The 20789-nt window shown below is 71.0% G+C and carries 17 protein-coding genes; 10 read left to right on the forward strand and 7 right to left on the reverse strand.

The window, feature by feature from the left end; translation table 11 throughout:
- Positions 1-10: 10 nt before the first annotated feature.
- The 5 genes from BUQ68_RS15555 to hrcA all read right to left on the reverse strand — a co-directional run bounded on the left by BUQ68_RS15555 (position 11) and on the right by hrcA (position 4092).
- The gene (locus BUQ68_RS15555) at positions 11-388 is read right to left on the reverse strand and encodes a VOC family protein (RefSeq protein ID WP_075216907.1); all 378 of its coding nucleotides are present in this window, start codon (positions 386-388) and stop codon (positions 11-13) included.
- A 124-nt stretch (positions 389-512) separates the two neighbouring features.
- Positions 513-1070: a PRC-barrel domain-containing protein gene (locus BUQ68_RS15560; protein WP_075216908.1), complete on the reverse strand. Its 558-nt coding sequence runs from the start codon at positions 1068-1070 to the stop codon at positions 513-515.
- 252 nt (positions 1071-1322) lie between these two features.
- Complete coding sequence (locus tag BUQ68_RS15565) at positions 1323-1997, reverse strand: trimeric intracellular cation channel family protein (protein WP_425349537.1); 675 nt, start codon at positions 1995-1997, stop codon at positions 1323-1325.
- Positions 1998-2239: 242 nt separating this feature from the next.
- On the reverse strand, positions 2240-2866 hold the full coding sequence (gene grpE / locus BUQ68_RS15570) for a nucleotide exchange factor GrpE (protein WP_075216909.1): 627 nt from the start codon (positions 2864-2866) through the stop codon (positions 2240-2242).
- A gap of 155 nt (positions 2867-3021) precedes the next feature.
- Positions 3022-4092, reverse strand: a complete 1071-nt coding sequence (gene hrcA, locus BUQ68_RS15575; RefSeq protein ID WP_075216936.1) for a heat-inducible transcriptional repressor HrcA — start codon at positions 4090-4092, stop codon at positions 3022-3024.
- A 397-nt stretch (positions 4093-4489) separates the two neighbouring features.
- Here hrcA and rph point away from each other — a divergent pair, with 397 nt between their 5' ends.
- The 3 genes from rph (at position 4490) to hemW (ending at position 7239) form a co-directional block, all read left to right on the forward strand.
- Entirely contained in the window at positions 4490-5209 is a 720-nt protein-coding gene (gene rph / locus BUQ68_RS15580; protein WP_075216910.1) for a ribonuclease PH, read from the forward strand.
- Positions 5206-5895: a non-canonical purine NTP pyrophosphatase gene (locus tag BUQ68_RS15585; RefSeq protein ID WP_075216911.1), complete on the forward strand. Its 690-nt coding sequence runs from the start codon at positions 5206-5208 to the stop codon at positions 5893-5895. The genes rph and BUQ68_RS15585 overlap by 4 nt, the downstream gene beginning before the upstream one ends.
- A 132-nt stretch (positions 5896-6027) precedes the next feature.
- Positions 6028-7239: a radical SAM family heme chaperone HemW gene (gene hemW / locus BUQ68_RS15590; protein WP_083656622.1), complete on the forward strand. Its 1212-nt coding sequence runs from the start codon at positions 6028-6030 to the stop codon at positions 7237-7239.
- Positions 7240-7396: 157 nt separating this feature from the next.
- Here the strand turns inward: hemW and BUQ68_RS15595 are convergent, their stop codons facing one another.
- A complete protein-coding gene (locus BUQ68_RS15595) occupies positions 7397-8569 on the reverse strand; it encodes a penicillin-binding protein activator (RefSeq protein ID WP_075216912.1) in 1173 nt (390 codons plus the stop codon).
- A 386-nt stretch (positions 8570-8955) separates the two neighbouring features.
- Here BUQ68_RS15595 and rsmI point away from each other — a divergent pair, with 386 nt between their 5' ends.
- From rsmI to ribB, 7 genes are all read left to right on the forward strand, one after another.
- Positions 8956-9921 carry a 16S rRNA (cytidine(1402)-2'-O)-methyltransferase gene (gene rsmI, locus BUQ68_RS15600; RefSeq protein WP_075216913.1) on the forward strand — a complete coding sequence of 322 codons (966 nt, stop codon included), beginning with the start codon at positions 8956-8958 and terminating at the stop codon, positions 9919-9921.
- A complete protein-coding gene (locus tag BUQ68_RS15605) occupies positions 9918-10289 on the forward strand; it encodes a YraN family protein (RefSeq protein ID WP_075216914.1) in 372 nt (123 codons plus the stop codon). Before rsmI ends, BUQ68_RS15605 begins: the two co-directional genes overlap by 4 nt.
- A gap of 75 nt (positions 10290-10364) precedes the next feature.
- Positions 10365-11306, forward strand: a complete 942-nt coding sequence (gene gshB, locus BUQ68_RS15610; protein WP_075216915.1) for a glutathione synthase — start codon at positions 10365-10367, stop codon at positions 11304-11306.
- Between the two features lie 187 nt (positions 11307-11493).
- On the forward strand, positions 11494-13032 hold the full coding sequence (locus BUQ68_RS15615; RefSeq protein WP_075216916.1) for a YifB family Mg chelatase-like AAA ATPase: 1539 nt from the start codon (positions 11494-11496) through the stop codon (positions 13030-13032).
- Between the two features lie 322 nt (positions 13033-13354).
- Positions 13355-15919 (forward strand): ATP-binding protein, encoded by a 2565-nt coding sequence (locus tag BUQ68_RS23335; RefSeq protein WP_075216917.1) that lies wholly within the window; start codon positions 13355-13357, stop codon positions 15917-15919.
- A 157-nt stretch (positions 15920-16076) separates the two neighbouring features.
- Entirely contained in the window at positions 16077-16436 is a 360-nt protein-coding gene (locus BUQ68_RS15625) for a cupin domain-containing protein (RefSeq protein ID WP_075216918.1), read from the forward strand.
- Between the two features lie 371 nt (positions 16437-16807).
- Entirely contained in the window at positions 16808-17926 is a 1119-nt protein-coding gene (ribB, locus tag BUQ68_RS15630) for a 3,4-dihydroxy-2-butanone-4-phosphate synthase (protein WP_075216919.1), read from the forward strand.
- Between the two features lie 201 nt (positions 17927-18127).
- On the opposite strand, the gene BUQ68_RS15635 is transcribed toward ribB, so the two are convergent.
- On the reverse strand, positions 18128-20275 hold the full coding sequence (locus BUQ68_RS15635) for a methyl-accepting chemotaxis protein (RefSeq protein WP_075216920.1): 2148 nt from the start codon (positions 20273-20275) through the stop codon (positions 18128-18130).
- Positions 20276-20789 lie beyond the last annotated feature (514 nt).

Here is a 20789-nt window from a genome sequence, read left to right on the forward strand (position 1 = left end):
CGTCCGTGTATCAGCCCATCGGCGCCGGGGTCATCCAGCCGGAGACGCCGCCGGTGAGGTCCTTCACGATGGCGATGCGGCCGACGCCCGGCACGTCGAACGGCGGGCGGAGCACCGTGCCGCCGGCCTCCGTCGCCGCCGCGACGGAGGCATCCACGTCGTCGACCGAGAAATAGGTGAACCAGTGGTCGCTCGGACCGGTGTCCCCGGCCGGGCACGCCATCATGCCGCCGGCCGGCCCTTCCATGCCCTCCCGATGGATGAGGGTGTATTCGCCCTCCGGCATGGGCATGGTGCTGTAGGTCCAGCCCATGATCTCCCCGTAGAAGGCCTTCGCCTTCTCCACGTCCGAGGTCATCAGTTCGGTCCAGTAGACGGTCCCGTGCATCGCTGCCTCCCGTTCGTCCGGCCGGCGGTCGATCGCGGGCGGACACGGGCGCAAGCTTAAGCCAGGATCATCACGGCACGAAGACCGCGCGCGTCGCTTGGCCCGGCTCGTGGCGCGCCGCGCCTCAGCGCAGCTCGTCCGCGCTGGTGGCGAGGCCCGCCCCGGCGGGCGTGTCCTCGTCGCCGGTGGCGAGGGCGTTGATGTCCGTCTCCACCATGCCGACGCGCACCTCGCTGCCATCGAAGTCGGCCGGATCGACGGGAAGCTGCACGGTCTGACTGCCGAAGCCGAGGAAGCCGCCGACCGAGGTGGTCACGGCCTCCGGCACGCCGGCGGCATCCATCTGCACGTCCTCCACCGACCCGATGGCGACGCCGTCGGCGCTGACGATCGGCTTGCCGATCCAAAGGTCCGGGTCGGTCTCCACGATGGTCTCGGCGCTCTCCGGATCGGACGGGGCGAGCGCGCCCGTGGCCGCCGGGCTGGTGGGAACAGGCGCGCCTTCGTCCATGGCGGGCGGCGCGTCGTCCCCCGCCGGGTCGGCCCCGTCCGCGTTGCCGGAGGGGGCAGTGAGGGCCGGGGCCGTTCCGGTTGGGGCGGCATCCTGCGCGGTGGCGCGGTCCGCGAGCGGGACGGCCGCAAGGGCCGAGATGACGGTGGCGGCGAGCAGAACGTCGCGCATGGAAGGTCTCCTCGGAATGGGGCGGACGGGCGCGGATGCGTTCGAATGTCCGGCGGTCGGCAAGGAAATGACCACGTGGCGCGATCCGTTCCATTGCGAAGGAGCGGCGGCCCATCCATCCGGCGGATTTCACGGTTTCGCCCCCGCGAAGCCGCGCCGTCGCCGGCTTGGTGCGCGGCAGGTCACCAGCCTGTGCCGAAACGGCACGCCCCTCCCGGCGCCGCCAGGGCCGACCGATCCGAGGCCGCGCCTTCAGCGCCGCCGCTTCGCCCGGCGGGTCTCGGTCTCCGCGATGGACCGGCCCGGCGGGTTGCGGTAGGCGGGCAGGCGCCAGTCGAAGGCGAGCGCGCCGCCGCGCACGCCGAACGCCAGAGCGCCGCCCGCAAGCGCCGCGACGCTTGCCGCAACGCCAAGGCCTGCCAGCGCCACGAAGAGGGCGGCGCCGGCGATGGCGGCCGAGATGTAGATCTCGCGCCTCAGGAGCACGGACGGCTCGTTGGCCAGGATGTCGCGGATGACGCCGCCGAAGCTCGCCGTCACGGCGCCGAGCATCACCGCCGGCACGGCCGGAGCGCCGGCCTCCAGGGCCTTGGCGGCGCCCATCACGGCGTAGGCCGCCATGCCGACCGCGTCGGCCCACAGAAGCAGCCGGTAGCGCGACCAGGCGGCGTGGAAGAGGTGGGCGGTGAAGTAGATGACCACGGCGGCGAGCACCGCCGCCACCACATAGGTCTGGTCCTCGATCCAGAACACCGGGAGCCCGAGCACCAGGTCGCGCAGCGTGCCGCCGCCGACGCCGGTGGCGACGCCGAAAAAGCAGAAGGCGACCAGATCCAGTTGCTTGCGCGAGGCGGCAAGGGCCCCGGATACGGCGAACACCGCGACCCCGAGATAGTCGAGGAGCGGCAGGATCGTCGTCATATCCATCGCGCCGCCCCTTCATGCCGGCGTGGCCGGGTGAGCCGGTCCGCCCCACCGCGCCCGCCTCGCGCGTGCGCCGCTTCGCCGGTCCGCGCGCTCCGCTCGACCGCGCCCGCTTCGCTCAAACGCCCGATTTGCTGCCGCGCCCATCCGCGCAAGCTTCGACCGCCGGCCTAGCCGGCCCGCGCCAAGCGCCGATCCCGTCGGTGCCGGCGACGCCGCCGGGCCGGATCATCCGGCGCCCGGGCTCAGACCGTCTTGTCGACCTTGGCGTCCGCCGGCTCGGCCGGCTTCGGTGCCGCCTTCGGGCCGCCGCGGGCGACGCCCACCATGGCCGGGCGCAGCACCCGCTCGCCGATGACGTAGCCCGACTGCACCACCTGCACGACGGTGCCGTTCGGCACCTCAGGGTTCGGCACCTCGAACATGGCCTGGTGGAAGTTCGGATCGAACCTCTCGCCCACCGGCTCGATCTTGCGCACCCCGTGCTTCTCGAACGCCTTCAGGAGTTCGCGCTCGGTCATCTCCACGCCGTCGAGGAGGGCGGTCACCGCCGCGTTCGCCCCTTCGCGGGCGTCGGCCGGCAGCGCCTGCAGGGCGCGCGAGAGGTTGTCGCCGACCTGCAGGATGTCGCGGGCGAACCCCGCCACCGCATAGGTCCGCGTGTCGGCCACCTCCCGCTCGGTCCGGCGGCGGAGGTTCTCCATCTCGGCGAGGGTGCGCAGCAGCTGGTCCTTGACGGCCGACACCTCGGCCTCCAGGGCCTCCAGGCGGCCGTCGGCCGGCGCGCCCGCCTTGGCCTCGCCGTTCGGGGCGGTGGACGCGGCTGCCGTCTCGTCGCCGGCCGGCGCCACGGGCTCTTTGTCTTCGATCATGCCGGTTCCTCGAACTCGAATGGATCGGGCGGCCGACGCCGGGCGGGCGGTCGCGCCGGCCAAGGGGGCCTCGCGCGGCCTTCCGCCGGGCGGCAGCCGTGTCGGCCCCGGATTTGAGGGTTCCGGACCGGAAAATCAAGCGCTTCGGCGCGGGCTCAGCCGAGCAGCTTGCCGACGACCTTGGCCGTGTAGTCCACCATCGGCACCACGCGGGCATAGTTGAGCCGCGTCGGTCCGATCACGCCGACGACCCCGATCACCCGCGCGTCCTGGTCCCGGTAGGGCGAGACCACCAGCGACGACCCGGACAGGGAGAAGAGCTTGTTCTCCGAGCCGATGAAGATCCGCACCCCGTCCCCCGCGTCGGCGAGGCCGAGGAGCTGGATCAGGTCCTTGGAGGTCTCCAGGTCGTCGAAGAGAAGGCGGATCCGCTCCAGGTCCTCCTGCACCCTGAGGTCGTCGAGGAGGTTCGCCCGGCCGCGGACGATCAACGTCTGCGGCCGCTCGCCCGGCACCTCCGCCCAGGACGCCAGCCCCGCCTCCACCACCTTCTGGGTGAGGTCGTCGAGCGCCTGGCGCGCCTCGCGGCTGCGCCGCTCGATCTCCGCGCGCACCTCCAGAAGGGTGCGGCCGCGCACATGGGCGTTCAGATAGTTGGACGCCTCCACCAGCGACGCCGTCGGCAGCCCGGGCGGCACGTCGATCAGCCGGTTCTCCACCATGCCGTTCTCGCCGACCAGCACCACCAGCGCCCGCGCCGGCTCGATGCGCACGAACTCCACGTGCTTCAGGCGCATGTCGGACTTGGCCGTCACCACCACGCCGGCGCCGCGCGACAGGCCGGAAAGCATCTGGCTTGCTTCGGTCAGCACGTTCTCCACCGTGCGGCCCGATCCGGCGTCGCGCACCTTGGCCTCGATGGCGGTGCGTTCGTCGCTGGTCAGGTCGCCGATCTCCAGGAGCGCGTCGACGAAGAAGCGCAGCCCCTGCTCGGTCGGCAGGCGGCCGGCGCTGGTGTGGGGCGCATAGATGAGCCCCGCCCGTTCCAGGTCGGCCATCACGTTGCGCACGGACGCCGGCGACAGCGGCGTCGCCAGGAGCCGGGCGATGTTGCGGCTGCCGGCCGGCTCGCCGGTTTCCAGGTAGCTGTCCACGATGCGCCGGAAGATCTCGCGCGAACGCTCGTCGAGATCGCGGAGGCTTCCAGACCATGGATCGAAGGTCACGCGCGGTTCCAACTCTTCTCCCACCTGCCGATCGGATCGTCCCGCTGCGGGTCGTCCCGCCGCGGATCGGGGCCTGCCGGATCCGACGCCCGGACGGGGCCGCGGCCCCGCCTCGCACCCCGGACCCGTCCCGTCCGCCTCTTCGTCGATGCAAGATCGACGCAAGGTTCGGACCAGCCGATGCATATAGGGTCGATCGACGTCGGTCGCCCCTGATGTTGAGCGGATTTGCGCGCGGAGGACAAGACCGCCGTTTCGCCCGGCCGGTCTGCCCGCGTCCTGCGCCCCATGCGGCGGCACCACGTCGGCCTTTACGCCGTCCGACCGTGGGCGCTACAAGGGCCGCACCTTGGACCGGGCTCCGGCCCGGTCCGCAGCAGTGGAGTTTCGCCTGCCCATGCGTCCGTCCAGCCGCGCTTTGAACGAATTGCGCCCCGTGTCCCTTCAAAGGGGCTTCACCCGCCACGCGGAGGGGTCCTGCCTCGTCAAGTTCGGCGATACCCATGTGCTCGTCACCGCGTCGCTGGACGAGCGCGTGCCGCCGTGGCTGCGCGGCGGAGGCAAGGGCTGGGTCACCGCCGAATACGGCATGCTGCCCCGCGCCACCCACGACCGCACCCGCCGCGAGGCGACCGCCGGCAAGCAGTCCGGCCGGACGCTGGAGATCCAGCGCCTGATCGGCCGGTCGCTGCGCGCCGTCGTCGACCCGATCGCCCTTGGCGAGAAGCAGATCGTCATCGACTGCGACGTGCTCCAGGCCGACGGCGGCACCCGCACGGCCTCCATCACCGGCGCCTTCGTGGCGCTCCACGACTGCGTGGAATGGATGCGGGCCCGCAACATGATCCCGGCCGGCGCGAAGGTGTTGAAGGATCATGTGGCAGCGGTCTCCTGTGGCATCTACGCGGGCGAACCGGTGCTCGACCTCGACTATGCGGAGGACAGCGCGGCGGAGACCGACGCCAATTTCGTGCTGACCGGCTCCGGCGGCATCGTGGAGATCCAGGGCACCGCCGAGGGCACGCCTTTCTCCGAGGCGGAGTTCCTGACCCTCCTCGGCCTCGCCAAGGCCGGCATCGCCGACCTGGTGGCGCTCCAGAAGCAGGCGATCGCATGAGCCGCGTCCTTGCCGATCGGCGCCTGATCGTCGCCAGCCACAACGAGGGCAAGATCCGCGAACTGACCTACCTGTTCGACGGCTACGACCTCGACCTCGTCACCGCCGGCGCGCTCGGCCTGCCCGAGCCGGAGGAGACCGGCACCACCTTCGTGGAGAACGCCCGCATCAAGGCCCTCGCCGCCGCCACCGCCGCCGGCGCCGTGGCGCTTGCCGACGACAGCGGTCTCTGCGTCGACGCGCTCGACGGGGCGCCCGGCGTCTACACCGCCGACTGGGCCGGCGTGCCGCGCAACTGGGACACCGCCATGGCGCGGGTGGAGGCGGAACTGGCGAAGGCCGGCGCGACGGACCCGGCCCGGCGCACGGGACGCTTCGTCTCGCTCCTCTGCCTCGCCTGGCCGGACGGGCACACCCAGGAGTATCTCGGCGAGGTGGAAGGCACGCTCGTCTGGCCGCCGCGGCGCGGCCCGATCGCCTACGGTTACGATCCCGTGTTCATGCCAAAGGGATCCGCCCGCACCTTCGGCGAGATGAACGCGGACGAGAAACACGGCTCCATCTGGGGCGAGGCCCGCTCCCACCGGGCCCGCTCCGCCAAACTCTTCGCCGCGGCGGTGCTCGGCGCGATCCCGTTGAAGCCCCGCACCGACGGGGCGCCCGACCCGTCCGCCCCCGCCGCCTAGAGCGCTTTCCGACCTGACGAAATCGTCAGGTCGACAAGAAATCGCTCCAGATTCAATAACCTGGAGCATTCTCTCATCGATCAAGTCGTGCAACTTGATCGGAGAATGCTCTAGACTCGGAGACCCCCGCCCATGACCGACGCCAGACCGCAGGATCTTCTCGCCGGGGTGGTGCCGGACCCGGTCGGGACACCGGCGGAAGGGTTCGGCGTCTACCTGCACTGGCCGTTCTGCACGGCCAAGTGCCCCTATTGCGACTTCAACAGCCATGTGCGCCACCAGGCGGTGGACCAGGGCCGCTTCGCCGCCGCGCTCGTCAGCGAGATGGAGACCATGGGCCGGCTGACCCCGGGGCGGACGGTGACGAGCATCTTCCTCGGCGGCGGCACGCCTTCGCTGATGGATCCGGCGACGGTCCAGGCGGTGCTCGACGCGGTCGCCAGGATCTGGACCGTGGCCGGCGACGCGGAGGTGACCCTGGAGGCCAATCCGTCCAGCGTGGAGGCCGCGCGCTTCCGCGGCTATCGGGCGGCCGGGGTCAACCGGGTCTCGCTCGGCGTTCAGGCGATGAACGACGCGGACCTCCGCCTGCTCGGCCGGCTGCACGACACCGCCCAGGCCCGGGAGGCGATCGAGATCGCCCGCGCCACCTTCCCGCGCCTCTCCTTCGACCTGATCTACGCCCGGCCGGGGCAGACCGTGGAGGCCTGGACGGCGGAACTCGAGGCGGCGATCCGGCTCGCCGCCGACCACCTGTCGCTCTACCAGTTGACCATCGAGCCCGGCACCATGTTCGAGGCTCTGCACAAGGCCGGCCGGATCGCGGTGCCGGACCCGGACCTTGCCGCCGACCTCTTCGTCGCCACCCAGGCGATCACCGCTGCGGCCGGCCTGCCGGCCTATGAGATCTCCAACCACGCGGCACCAGGCGCGGAGAGCCGCCACAATCTGATCTATTGGCGCTATGGCGAATATGTGGGCATCGGCGCCGGCGCCCATGGCCGCATCGCTCTTCCGGGCGGGCGGAGCCGGCTCGCCACCTCCACCGAGCGGATGCCGGAGGCGTGGGCGACTCTGGTGGAGGCCCGCGGTCATGGGGTCACCGCCGTGGAGGCCGTCGACGGGGTGAGCGCCGGTGACGAAATGCTGCTGATGGGGCTCCGGCTTCGCGAGGGCATCGACCCGATCCGCTTCGAGGCCCTGTCGGGACGGCCCTTCGACCCGGCCCGGATCGACGACCTCCTCTCCCACGGCATGATCGAGTTCCTGCCCGACGGCCGCCTGCGCGCCTCGTCCGACGGCTGGTTCGTGCTGGACGCCATCGTGGCGGATCTTGCCGCGTGACGCGGAACGCCGAGAGGGCCGCACGGACCGGGCTTGTGCCCGGTTCGGCTTGGACGGATCGGGGGGACCGGGTCAAGGAGGCGGCCCGGTCCGGCTGGACGACAGGGCCGCTCCGGGTGGGCTGGACAGATCGGGCGGACCTCTCCAGCCGGCCGGGTCAGAACCCCGTGAAGGCACGCGGTGCCGGGGCGACCAGCCGCGGCGCCCCGCCGGTGACCTCGTAGACGGCCAAACCGCGGTCGTTGGTGCCATCCGCATTGAAGCGGAAGAGGCCGTTGACGCCGGAGATGAAACCTTCCGGGCTCGCGATGACCGACCGTTGGAAACGCTGGCTGCCCGCCGCCCGGACCAGCCCGGCGGCCAGCACCACGGCGTCGTAGGCCAGCGTGGCGGTCAGCGGCGGGGCCGACCCGAAGGCCGCCTGGTAACGGCTGGCGAAGCTCTGGAATCCGGCGATCTCCGGGGCCGGAAACCACCCCCCGGCAAGGGCGGCGTTGCCGTAGATGCCCGGATCGTTCCACTGTCCCGAGCCGATCATCCGGACGCGCCGGGTATCGACGCCGGCGGACTGCAGGGCCTGGGCGATCTGCGGCGCGCTGCCCGGCCCGTCCGGGATGAAGACCGCGTCGATCTGCGCGCGGTTGGCCGCGACCGCCGACACCTTGGCGGAGAGGTCGGCGCTCGTGAACCGCTCCACCTGCACGATGCGGATGCCGTAGCGGGCCGCGGACTGGCGCAGCGCGGCTTCCGCCAGGGTGCCGTAGGCCCCGTCGGAGATGATGGCGGCGATGGAGCGGAGACCGGCACTGGACGCCTGGGCCATCATCTGGCGCACCTGGTCGTCAACCAGGAACCCCATCACGTAGACGCCCGACGAGGCGACGCTCGGATCCGACGAGAAGGAGAGCACCGGAACGTTCGCCTGCAGGGCGACCGGGCCGACGCCGCGCACCTCCGCGGCGAACACCGGACCGAGGATCGCCTCCGCCCCCTCCGAGACGGCCGCGGTCGCCGCTGCCGCCGCGGTTTGCGGGGTACCGCCGGAATCCTTGACGAGAACCGTCAGGTCCGCACCGGTGAAATCGCGGATGCCGAGGTCGGCCGCGTTGCGCATGGAGCTCGCCAGCGAGGCCGCGTTCCCCTGGGCGGTGCGCGGCAGGAGCAGCGCCACCCGCACCGACCCGGTGCCGATCGTCTCGCCGGTCGGCACGATCGGTTGGGTGGAGAGCGGCGTCACCGGGCTGAACGACCGGGACGGCACCGATGGCGAACAGCCCGCAAGGGCTGCCGCTCCCCCGCCGATCAGGGCCAGTGCGCCGCGCCGGGTCATCGTCCCATCGCCGGCCGCATCCCTGGCGATCCGCCCGAGGGAACGCCTGTCGGTCTTGCCTGTCATTGCCGCACCCGTCGCCGCTTATGTTGCACCTGCGCCTCTTCGACACGTGCATAGCAAAACCAGCGGCTGATTGCAGATAAGAATTTCCTCGACAGCGACCACCGTACGCCCTCATGTCACGCTTCACGGCGGACCGCTGGCGCCGGGGCGCCAACCCCTGCAGGGGCGTGGCCGTGGAGGCCCCGGACAGGGGTGCCCGACCCCGCCGGTGCGGTCCCGCCTCCGAAGACGATCCGCCGCGCGCCCGTAACGGTGCCCTATCGACGACCCCGGCGCGTTTTGCGCCGACCCATACCGAACCGGAGTTGGTCTCTCCTGCCATGTCGCGTACCGATCCCCCTTCGCCGGCCCCTTCGACCTATGCCATCGACGGTCAGATCACCCGGGCGCGCCCTGTCGAACCGGCGCTCTATGCGGTGTCGACGCCAATCGGCAATCTCGGCGACGTCACCTTGCGTGCGCTGGAGGTGCTGGCCGCCTCCGACCTGGTCGTCTGCGAGGACACCCGCGTCACCCGGACGCTCCTCGACCGCTATGCCATCCGCAAGCCGATGGCGGCCTATCACGATCACAACGCCGCCAGGGAACGGCCCCGCCTTCTCGCGATGCTGCGCGGCGGGAAGACGCTCGCCCTCGTGTCGGACGCCGGCACGCCGCTCGTCTCCGACCCGGGCTACAAGCTGGTGGAGGAAGCGCTTGCCGAAGGCCTGAAGGTGATACCCATTCCTGGCCCGTCCGCCATTCTGGCCGCCCTGGTTGCGGCCGGTCTGCCGACCGACGCGTTCGCCTTCCTGGGCTTCCTGCCGCCACGTTCGTCCGCCCGGCGCACCCGGCTCGCCGCCTTCGCGGCGCTTCCCGCTACGCTCGTCCTCTACGAGGCGCCGCACCGGGCAGCCGAGACGCTGGCCGACATGGCGGCGGTGCTCGGCCCCGGACGCCCCGGTGTGCTGGCCCGCGAACTGACCAAGCGCTTCGAGGAGATCCGCCGGGGTACCTTGGAGGCGCTCGCTGCCGGCGCGCTCGCCGATCCGCCGCGCGGCGAGATCGTTCTTCTGGCGGGCCCTCCCGCGGAGACGGAAACCGGCGACGATGATCTTGACGCGCTGCTCCGGGCGGCTCTGGAGACCCAGGGCCCGGGCCAGGCAGCCGCCGAGATCGCCAAGGCTACGGGGCGACCGCGCAAGGAGGTGTATGCACGCGCCCGATCTCTCCGCGCGACGGGGGACGAGCCCGAGGCGTCCGGCGGAGCGCGGGACGAACCGGACAACCCGGACCTGCCGTCGTGACCGCTCACAAGCGGCGCCGCGCCTATCGGCGAGGGCTCCGCGCGGAAGCGCTTGCCGCCTGGTACCTGCGGCTCAAGGGCTACCGCATCATCGCCGAGCGCTACCGGACCAATGTGGGCGAGATCGACCTCGTCGCCCTTCGCGGCAAAGTGGTCGCCTTCGTGGAAGTGAAGGCGAGAGACGACGAGACGACGGCCGGCGAGGCCGTCACCGAAGCGGGGCAGCGGCGCATAGCGCGGGCGGCGGCCGTCTACCTGCAGCAGCACCAACGCCTCGCCGGTTTCGAGAGAAGGTTCGATGTGATCGCCATCCTGCCCTGGCGGAGGCCCCGCCACCTCACGAACGCGTTCGACGAGCCTGGCCGCTGAACGGGGGAGCCGGCTGGACAATCCGGCCCCGACCGCGTCAGATGACGCTCCGTTTTCCGTCCCAAGGTGTCCCCGATGCCGCTTTCCGTCGCCGTCCAGATGGACCACATCGCCTCGATCCGGATCGCTGGCGATTCCACGTTCGCTCTTCTTCTGGAAGCCCAAAGGCGCGGCCACACGTTGTTCCACTACACGCCGGATCGCCTGGCGCTGCGATCCGGCACCCTTGCCGCGGCGTTGGAGCCCCTCTCCGTCAAAGACGTGGCCGGAGCCCACTTCCACCTCGGCGACCCTCAAGACACCGATCTTTCCACGCTCGACGTGGTCCTGCTTCGGCAGGATCCACCGTTCGACATGGCTTATGTGACCACCACCCATCTTCTGGAGCGGATCCATCCGAAGACCCTCGTGGTCAACGACCCGGCGCATGTCCGCAACGCGCCGGAGAAGCTGTTCGTGATGGATTTCCCGCACTTGATGCCGGAAACCCTCATCACCCGCGACGGTGCCGCGGTCCGGGCATTCCGGAAGGAACACGGCGACATCGTCATGAAACCGCTCTACGGCAATGGCGGACAGGGCGTTTTCCGGGTGAAGCCGGAAGACGAGAATTTCGGGTCGCTGATGGACCTCTTCAGCACCCAGTTTCGCGAACCCTGGGTGATCCAGCGCTATCTGCCGGCCGTTCGGGCGGGCGACAAACGAATCATCCTGGTTGACGGCGTCTTCGCGGGCGCGGTCAACCGGGTCCCGGCGCCTGACGACCTGCGCTCCAACATGGTCCGGGGCGGCGCGGCGGAAACCACCGAACTCACCGATCGGGAGCGGGAGATCTGCGAGACGATCGGCCCGGAACTCCGCCGGCGCGGCCTCCTGTTCGTCGGCATCGACGTGATCGGCGGGTTTCTCACGGAGATCAACGTCACCTCCCCGACCGGACTGCGCGCCATCCGCCGGTTGGGCGGGCCGGACATCGCCGCCCTGATCTGGGACAGCATCGAGGCCAGGCGCGCCTGACCGGGCCGCCGTGGTCTGGCGGCCACGGAGGAAGTGGACCGTGCAGGCAGGGAGAGCCGCAATTAGGGTAGGGATCCGCCAGACCTGTTTCCACATGAGAACGCATTCCCCTGTTTTGTTCCGCTCTCGTTCTTGACTCAGATCGGCATTAACGTCAATACTCCTGATGGATCGGGAGTTGCGAAAAATGGTGACGCGAGTTCGAACGGTGTCGTTCCAGGGGGTCGAGGTCACGCCCGTGGACGTGCAGGTCCACATGGCGCCGGGCGGCCCGACATTCACGGTCGTCGGGCTTGGCGACAAGGCAGTTGCCGAAAGCCGCGAGCGGATCCGGGCGGCGCTCACCGCATCGGGGCTCGCTCTGCCGGCGCGGCGGATCACGGTGAATCTCGCCCCGGCGGATCTGCCCAAGGAGGGGTCTCACTTCGACCTTCCGATCGCGCTTGCCCTGATGGCCGCCATGGGTGCGATCCCGGCGGAGGATCTGGAGGACTATGTGGTCCTCGGGGAACTGGCCCTCGACGGCACCATCTCGCCGGTCTCGGGAACCCTGCCCGCGGCAATCGGCGCGAACGCGGAAGGGCGCGGGATTCTCTGCCCGAAGGCTTGCGGCGGGGAAGCCGCCTGGGCCGATCCGGACATGTCGGTGCTCGCGCCCTTCAGCCTGATCGCCCTCGCCAATCATTTCCGCGGCATTCAGCCCCTGTCACGCCCGGAACCGCGGACCGCCGATGCCACCACGCCACTGCCGGACCTTCAGGAGGTCAAGGGCCAGGAGAGTGCCAAGCGTGCCTTGGAGGTGGCGGCGGCTGGCGGTCACTCAATGCTGATGACCGGGCCGCCCGGGGCCGGCAAGTCCATGCTGGCCGCACGGATACCATCCCTCTTGCCGCCCCTCACGGCCCGGGAACTCCTGGAGATCTCCATGATCGCGTCTGTGGCCGGCACCTTGACCGACGGGCGGCTGTCGGCGCGCCGCCCCTTCCGCTCACCGCATCACTCCGCGTCCATGGCGGCCCTGGTCGGTGGTGGCTTGAGGGCGCGCCCCGGGGAGATCTCGCTTGCCCATCATGGCGTGCTGTTCCTCGACGAACTGCCGGAGTTCCAGCCGCAGGTGCTGGACGCGCTCCGCCAGCCGCTGGAGACGGGCGATGTGGTGATCGCCCGGGCGAACGCACGCGTCACCTATCCGGCCCGTTTTCAGCTGGTGGCGGCCATGAACCCGTGCCGGTGTGGCATGGCGGGAACGCCCGGTCACACCTGCCGGCGGGGAACACGGTGCGCGACGGACTATGTGGGTCGTCTGTCCGGGCCGCTTCTTGACCGTTTCGATCTGCGGATCGACCTGCCGGCGGTCTCCGCCGCCGACATGATCGCTCCGTCACGATCCGGGGAGAATTCGGCAGCCGTGGCGAGCCGGGTGGCGGCCGCCCGCGCGATCCAGTCTGCGCGGTATGCGGACCTCGGGCGACCCGATGTGGGCACCAACGCGGCCGCGCCGGCCGCCCTTCTGGAAACGGTCGCCCGGCCGAACGCGGCCGGGCTGAAGATGCTGCAGGACGCCGCCGAGGTGCTGCGTCTGTCGGGGCGCGGCTACCACCGGGTCATCCGGGTGGCGCGCACGCTCGCCGATCTGGACGGCGTGGATCAGGTCGGCCGGATCCACGTCGCGGAGGCACTGGCCTACCGGTCCTCGGAGGAGTTGAACGGTGCTCGCGCGGCTTGATTCCGGACCATCGACATGGCCTCTCGTGTCCGCGACAACGGTTTGGCAAGGCTTGACGCCTAGCCTCGGTCGCGCGGGAGCGCCCGACCGTGTACCGGACCGTCATCGCTGTTCCGACCCGCCGTCCGGCGGCGCTCGGCGGCTGCGAGCAGGTGGGGGACCGGGAGCGCTCGCCGCTGTCGTGGCGCGGCCAAGGACTGGACGCGACGACCCTTTGCGGACGCCGATGAAACAGATCACACCCGTGCGCCCACCGGCTGCGACCGGCCGTCCAAGCCAAGGCACCCGCGCATCGACGCGGCGAACGCCGCTCGATGCCGGCATGCCGTCCAGCCGCGGGCGCGTCTCCGACCCGCGGTCCGCGGTCGCGCTCGCGGCCGGGGCGGCCGGGGCGGTCTTTTGCCTGGCGCTTCTGGTCGCCCTTCTGCGTTCCGGCGGGCCGGTCCCGGCCGCTCTTGCGGGTGCGGCGACCCTTTGCGCCATCGCCGCCACGGTGATCGGGGCACGCCGGAGCACCGTCGCGCCGGCGGCGGATGGCACGGCAGGACGCCCTCTCGCCGAAGCCGCCCACGACGAGGCCTGGGGCCTCCGGGACCGGCTGGTCCAGTTGGACGAAGTGCTGGACGGATCGGGCGATCTGGTGATCCGGACCGATTCGGAAGACCGCGTCTCGTTTGTGAGCCGGGCCTTGGCCGACCTCTTGGGCGAAACGCCGTCACGGCTCGTCGGCCAGCCGTTCTGGCGGCTGGCGGCGGACCTGCCCCGCGCCGACGCGCCGCCGGCCCTGGTCTCGGCGGCCGACCCTGCCGACCCGGGCCTCATCCCTGCCGACGATGGCTGGGCCGGTATCCGCGCCCGTCTCACGGACGTTCTCAGCCTCTTCGCCGCCGACACGCCGGACGGTGCCGCACGCGATGGAGCGACGGCGGCCGGCGCGCTGTCGACGACGGAGGCGACCGGGCCCGCGGCGCGTCCGGGGTGGTTGACCGGTGACCTCCCGCTTCGTTTCCCGGACGGGGTGCGATGGTTCACCTTCACCGACCGGGCGATCGCCAAGAACGGTGTCTTCGCCGGCATCCAGACGGTCGGTCGGGACATCACCGCCCGCAAGGCGGTGGAGGACGCGCTCGCGGAGGCGCGAGACCTTGCCGAGGCGGCGAGCGCGGCCAAGTCGCGCTTTCTGGCCATGGTGAGCCATGAGATCCGGACGCCGCTGAACGGCGTCCTCGGCATGACCGGCCTTCTGCTGCAGACCAGCCTGACGGCGGAGCAGCGGACCTATGTGCGCGCGGTGGAGACGTCCGGCGAGGCGTTGTTGCTCCTGATCGAAGATCTTCTCGACTTCGCGAAGATCGAAGCCGGCCGGATCGACCTGCAGGAGCGACCGATCCCCCTCGGCGAGACGATCGAGGAACTGGCCGAACTTCTTGCCCCACGGGCATCGGCCAAGGGCATCGAACTTGCTGTCTACGTGGATCCGGCTCTGCCGCAGACCGTGCACGCGGACCCGATCCGGCTGAAACAGGTGTTGTTCAATCTCGCCGGCAACGGTGTGAAGTTCACTGCCGAAGGGGGCGTGGCGATCGAGGTGCTGCCGGCGGGCCGCATGGGGAGCGACGGGACGGTGCCGGTCGTCTTCCTGGTCCGGGACACCGGCATCGGCATCGCACCGGCCGATGCGGAGCGCATCTTCGGCGAGTTCGAGCAGGCGAGCCCGGGGCCGTCGCGCAGCCACGGCGGGACGGGCCTCGGACTTGCCATCGCCCGCCGCCTCGTTCGCCTGATGGGTGGCGACATCCACCTGGATACGGCGCCGGGCGCCGGTGCCTGCTTCTCCTTCACGATCCGCCTCCGCGCGGACATCCCGGCGCGCGGAGAAGCCGAAGCCGACGCGACCGAGGCGACGAAACCAGAGGACGGGGACGCGGCGGTGGAGAGCGGTCCGGCCGAGGCCACCACCGGCGCCCGCGCCGCCCAGGCGCTGCTGGCGGCCCGCCTCGGTCAGGGCGCCGGCGCGGCGGTCCCGTCGCCGGCCCTCACGGCCGCCTCCAGCATGCGGCCCTTCGCCGATCGGCGCTTCCTGGTCGTCTCCCATGCCCTGGTGGAAGGGCCGCTGGTGGTGCGCCGCCTGTTTGACCTCGGTGCCGACGTGGACCTCGTCAGCCAGCGGGACTTGGAAAGTCAACTGGCGGGCGGTGCCCGGCCGGATGCCGTGCTCCTCGACGCCAGCGCGGGCGACCCGTTCGCCATCCTGGATCGGATCCGGGCCACGACCGATGCGCCGGTCGGCATCCTGATCGAGCCGCGCCAGCGCCCGCTGTTGCCGGACTTGCAGGCCGCCGGCGTCGACGCCTATCTGGTCAAGCCCGTCCGGGCGCGGACCCTGCAGGCGAGCGTGCGGGCGCTCCTCGGCGAACGCGCCTTCGACTCCGATGCGGCCGACAACCCGGTGGATGTCGCCGCCGCGGCGCCCTCCCCGGACCGGTCCCAACTGGTGCTCCTCTGCGACGACAACGACATCAACCTCCTGCTCGGTCGCGGCATCCTGGAAAAGATCGGCCACCGGGTCCTGGTCGCGGAGGACGGACGTCGGGCCGTCGCCGCCGTGGAGGCACGGATCGCCACACCGGACGAGGACCCCATCGACACCATCCTGATGGATCTCCACATGCCGGAGGTGGATGGGATCGAGGCCAGCCGCCGGATCCGGGCCGCCTACGCGGCAGCCGACCGTCCGCAACCCCGGATCGTCGCGCTGACGGCTGACATGAGCGCCGAGACGCGCCGCAACTGCGAACCGGGATTGTTCGACGGCTGGCTTTCCAAGCCGCTGATGCCGGACGCCCTGCAGCCGGCCCTTGCCGCCGAACGGACCGCGCCGTCGTGATGGAGCCGGTCCGGCGCCCGGCATGCCGGATGCATCGGGGCGCGGATGCGCTCACGCGCGGCCGGCACGGCACCCCCCAACCGGGTCCGGTCTCATCCGGCCTTCCGCCCGGCGCCGGGCTGGCCTAGGGTTTCGGCGCCCTGTTCGGAGAGAGCCCATGTCCAAGCCGCGTTTCGTCCCGTTCGACCTGTCCGCCATCGAACCGGAGGATGGTGCTCCCGCGCCGGATCGGATCGTCAAGGGCGCGCCGCGGCATCGCACCTGGAGCCTGGTGGAGGACGATGCGGGCCGGATGCTGGCGGGGGTCTGGGAATCCACTCCGGGCGTCTGGCGGATCAGCTACGACGAATGGGAATTCTGCTCCATCGTCTCCGGCATCAGCATCCTCCATGAGGACGGCGCGGAGGCGCCCCACGTCCTTCGCGAAGGCGATACCTTCGTCATCCGCCCCGGCTTCACCGGTCTCTGGGAGGTGGTGGAAACCACGCGCAAGCACTACGTCATCCGTCTTCCGTGAAAGGCCGCGGTGCGGTCGCGCTTCCGCTCCTCGGCCGCCGCGACAGCACCCCTCCGTCGAGCGCCCATGGACCACCGGGACGGGGTCGGTCCCCGCACTCGAGGACCGGTTCCAGACGGCCGCCAGTTCAAGATCAGGGCGCCGCTTTCCAACGCGAAGCCCGCATGGACCGAGACGGTCGGCCTTGGGACTTGTCGGCGTGGGTCACCGGTTGTCGAGGTCTCGTCAACCCTTGGCTCGCCGACAGGCCTACCGACCCACCCGTCGCCCGCTTCGACCGACGGAGGCTTCCAAGCGCGCCATCGAATGCACTAGAAGGAAGCACCCGGCCGGGCGGCAAGCGCGACCGGCGGGGAGTGGAAGGGCCGGTCATGCAGCTGGACAGGATCGAGGATGCGGTCGCGGCGATCGCCGCGGGCGAACTGGTGGTGGTGGTCGACGACACGGACCGCGAGAACGAAGGCGACCTCATCATGGCCGCCGCCCGGGCGACGCCGGAGAAGATGGCCTTCATGATCCGCCACACCAGCGGCATCATCTGCGTGCCGATGACGGGCGATCGGGCCGACCGGCTGAACCTGCCCCCCATGGTGGCCAACAACCTGGATCCGCTGCGCACCGCCTTCACGGTCAGCGTCGACTACAAGGTCGGCATGACCACGGGCATTTCGGCGGACGAGCGCACCAACACGGTGCGGGCGCTCGCCAACGACAACACGGCCGCGACGGATTTTCTCAGACCCGGCCACATCTTCCCGCTCATCGCGCGCGGCGGCGGCGTGCTCACCCGGTCCGGCCACACGGAAGCGGCCGTCGATCTCGCCCACATGGCCGGCCTGGAGCCGGTCGGCGTGCTCGCCGAGGTCGTCAACGACGACGGCACCGTCAAGCGGCTGGACGAACTCATCGCCTTCGCCCGCACCCACGGGCTCCGGATCATCTCCATCGAGGACATGATCGCCTACCGGATCCGCACCGAGCGGTTCGCCGAAAAGGTGGTGTCGCGCGCCATGACGATCGGCGGCCTGCCGGCGACGGTGTGCGCCTACCGCACCCCGTTCGATCCGATGCAGCACGTGGTCGCGGTGTTCGGCGACGTGCGCGACGGCGAGGACGTGCCCGTGCGCATCCACCGGGAGCAGCCCGCGCTCGATCTCTTCAACCGCCTGGAAGGCCAGCGCACCTGGGTCGACAGCGCCGTCGACGCGTTCAAGCGCGAGGGCGGCCGGGGCATCCTGATGTTCCTGCGCAACCCGGTGGTGGAGGACCTTCTCGACCAGTCCGAAACGCGCCAGGACGGGGTCGACGGCGAGCGGCACGGCAGCGCCATCCGGCGCATGCAGCGGTGGCGGGAAATCGGCATCGGCGCGCAGATCCTGCGCGATCTCGGCATCAAGTCGATCGCCACGGTGGCCACGCGCGAGCGCAGCTACGTGGGCCTCGCCGGGTTCGGGATCGAGATCACCCGCACCATCATGCTCGGCGACTGACGCCGGGCGAGGCGGTCCCGACCGGAGGGCGCCTCTCGGCCGACGGCGCGACGGTCCGGGCATCGGCCGGTCGGACCGCGGCGCATGCAACGGACGATGACGCCCGGCCGTCCCGCGCCCCCGGCCGGACCGGCCCGCGCACGTTCGGGATCGCCGGCGCTCGTGACGTTCCGACCGGTCGGGACGTCACGAGCCCGGGGATCAGGCGGCGAGGAGTTGCGCCACGAAGCGCTCCAGGCCGGCCTTCAGGTCGCCGGCCTCCCGGCCGAGGGAGCGGGCCTGTTCCACCACGCGGCCGGCGGCCTCGTCGGTGGTCCCCACCGCGGAGCGCACGTCGGAGATGTTGACGGTCACCGTGGAGGTTCCCTGGGCGGCGTTCTGGGCGGAGCGGGCGATGGCGCTGGTGGCGGCGGACTGCTGCTCGATGGCGGACGCCACGGAGCCGACCGCCTCGCCGATCTCGCCCACCACGCCGCGGATGCGCGTGATGGCGTCCACCGCGGTGCCGGTGGCGGCCCGCATGGCGGCGATCTGGGCGCCGATCTCTTCCGTGGCCTTGGCGGTCTGCCCGGCAAGGCTCTTCACCTCCCCGGCCACCACCGCGAAGCCGCGGCCCGCGTCCCCGGCGCGCGCCGCCTCGATGGTGGCGTTCAGCGCCAGAAGGTTGGTCTGCTCGGCGATCGACTGGATGATGTCCACCACCGTGCCGATGCGCGAGGCGGTGACCGACAGGCTCTCCACGATGGCGGTGGTCGACTGGGCATGCCGGTCCGCCTCGCCGGCGATCTGGCCAGACCGGCCGATCAGGTCCGACACCTCGCGGATGGAGGCGAACAGGTCGTCCGACGACGAGGCCACCGACCGCACGTCGCCGCTCGCCGCCTCGGAGGCGTCCGCCACGGTGCCGGAGCGCTCGCGGGCCTGCTGGGCAAGGCGCGCCATGTCGCCCGCCGAGGTCTCCAGGTCCTCCGCGGCCGCCGCCACCTTGGCGGCGACGCTGCCGACGCGGCTTTCGAACTCGCGGGCGAGCGCCTCGGTCATGGCGCGGCGCTCCGCCTCCCGCTGGCGGCGCTCCTCCTCGGTGGTCTCGGCGCGCCGGTGCGCCTCGGCCTGGGTCACCTCGCGGATCTGCTCCACCGCGCGGGCGATCTCGCCGATCTCGTCCTTGCGGTGACGGCCGGCGATCTCCTCGTCGTTGGTTCCGTTCGCCATGCCGCGAAGGGCGCCGGTCAGCGCTGCGATCGGGCCCGTGATGGCGCGCGCCACCAGCCAGCCGAGCAGCACCGTGGCGACGCCGATGATGGTGGCGGCGAGCAGCATGGAGTTCTTCATCCCGGCCGCGGCGGCGAGCGCCTCGCGGGTGGCCTGCAGGGCGTAGATCGTCCAGGTGCTGCCGAGCACGGAGGCCGGCATGGCCACCGCCATCACGGTCTCGCCCGCCGCCTCGAAGGTGATCACCTCGCCGGCCGGCGCCACGGCCGCCGGGTCGAGCCCGATGGCCGTCACGGGGCTGCCGGCCTTCACCTCGCCGAGCGGCGGGTTGGAGCGCAGCACCCCGTCCGACCCGACCGCGATGGTCTGGCCGGTTTCGCCGAGGCCGCTGCGGCCGGACATCACCGCGTCGAACACCGACGGGGTCATGCGGATCACCACATAGCCGGCCCGCACCTCCTCCTGGGAGGAATTCATGGCGGCGTTGGTGCGCCGCACGATCGGCAGGCCGATGAAGGCCGAAACAGCGCCGTCCGCAGCCGCATAGGGCTGGAAATCGACGAAGTGCTCCGCCCCGGCGCTGTCCCGCATGGCCTCGAACAGCGTCTTCAGGCCGCTGCCGGCCATCATCGGATCGTCGATCCTGGCGGCGAAGTCGGTGCCCTTGTCGACCGAGTAGATCACCCGCCCGTTCGGGTCGAGGAGCAGGATGTCGGCATAGCCGGACCGGTCGCGCGCCTTCACCAGGGTGGCGTGCACCTTGGCGTGGCGGAAGCCGTACATGGTCTGGCTGTCCGCCCCGTCCCGGGCGGCGCGCTCCGCCGAGGCGCCGGCGCCGAAATAGGCCTTGGTCTTCTCGAACTCCTGGGCGTTCAGCTCCAGGTTCTTGTCCAGTTCGGGCAGGCTGGCGGAGACGACCGAGGTGGAGGCCAGGGTGTCGATGTCGGAGCGGATCCGCTCCACCGTCAGTTCCAGAAGATCGACCCGCGCGTCCGCCGCCAGCGACAGCCGCTCCACGGCGGCCTGGTCCAGGCCCTCGCGGGCGCCGAGCCAGCCGATGGCCCCCATCACCGCCGCACAGGCGAGACCGAGGCCCACGAGGGCCACCGGCAGCCGCATCTTCAACGTCGACATCATCTCTTTCACCCACCCCAGGACTGGATTAGTTCCCGACTGTGGGCACAGTTGATTTCAAATATTTTAATGGCTGATGGACAGCAGGGCCAGAAAAGCCATTCCGATGGGCGGTCCAGGGCCAAGACTCGGCACGCCAGAGCTTGCAAGCAGAACGCATATATTTGGTCCGCGCCGTTTTGTCACGCCAGCGCGGGCGTGGTGGGACGGAGAGTCGGATCCGGAGACTTGGGGAGGACGCTGGCGGAGAGGAATGGAAGGCCGCGGCTTTGGGGCTCTCGCCTCTCTCCCGCAAGGCGAGGGCGTGGCGGTGGGTCATCGGCAGGCCTGGCGGTTCACCCCTCACCCCAACCCTCTCCCTCAGGGGGAGAGGGGTTCGTTGGGCGTTCAGGGGGCTTGCCGGGCGTGGCGGTTCACCCCTCACCCCAACCCTCTCCCTCAGGGGGAGAGGGGGTCTGTCGCGGTGATGGCGGACGAAAGCCACACCCGGTCGAACGTTCTCGACCGAACCGCCAAC

This window comes from Mongoliimonas terrestris, assembly GCF_001927285.1.
Lineage (GTDB): Bacteria > Pseudomonadota > Alphaproteobacteria > Rhizobiales > Pleomorphomonadaceae > Chthonobacter > Chthonobacter terrestris.

Coding starts and splice junctions, on each gene's coding strand:
- BUQ68_RS15555 (WP_075216907.1), bottom strand. CDS start 388: ATGCACGGGACCGTCTACTGGACCGAACTGATGACCTCGGACGTGGAG.
- BUQ68_RS15560 (WP_075216908.1), bottom strand. CDS start 1,070: ATGCGCGACGTTCTGCTCGCCGCCACCGTCATCTCGGCCCTTGCGGCC.
- BUQ68_RS15565 (WP_425349537.1), bottom strand. CDS start 1,997: ATGGATATGACGACGATCCTGCCGCTCCTCGACTATCTCGGGGTCGCG.
- grpE (WP_075216909.1), bottom strand. CDS start 2,866: ATGATCGAAGACAAAGAGCCCGTGGCGCCGGCCGGCGACGAGACGGCA.
- rph (WP_075216910.1), top strand. CDS start 4,490: ATGCGTCCGTCCAGCCGCGCTTTGAACGAATTGCGCCCCGTGTCCCTT.
- BUQ68_RS15585 (WP_075216911.1), top strand. CDS start 5,206: ATGAGCCGCGTCCTTGCCGATCGGCGCCTGATCGTCGCCAGCCACAAC.
- hemW (WP_083656622.1), top strand. CDS start 6,028: ATGACCGACGCCAGACCGCAGGATCTTCTCGCCGGGGTGGTGCCGGAC.
- BUQ68_RS15595 (WP_075216912.1), bottom strand. CDS start 8,569: ATGACCCGGCGCGGCGCACTGGCCCTGATCGGCGGGGGAGCGGCAGCC.
- rsmI (WP_075216913.1), top strand. CDS start 8,956: ATGTCGCGTACCGATCCCCCTTCGCCGGCCCCTTCGACCTATGCCATC.
- gshB (WP_075216915.1), top strand. CDS start 10,365: ATGCCGCTTTCCGTCGCCGTCCAGATGGACCACATCGCCTCGATCCGG.
- BUQ68_RS15615 (WP_075216916.1), top strand. CDS start 11,494: ATGGTGACGCGAGTTCGAACGGTGTCGTTCCAGGGGGTCGAGGTCACG.
- BUQ68_RS23335 (WP_075216917.1), top strand. CDS start 13,355: ATGCCGTCCAGCCGCGGGCGCGTCTCCGACCCGCGGTCCGCGGTCGCG.
- BUQ68_RS15625 (WP_075216918.1), top strand. CDS start 16,077: ATGTCCAAGCCGCGTTTCGTCCCGTTCGACCTGTCCGCCATCGAACCG.
- ribB (WP_075216919.1), top strand. CDS start 16,808: ATGCAGCTGGACAGGATCGAGGATGCGGTCGCGGCGATCGCCGCGGGC.
- BUQ68_RS15635 (WP_075216920.1), bottom strand. CDS start 20,275: ATGATGTCGACGTTGAAGATGCGGCTGCCGGTGGCCCTCGTGGGCCTC.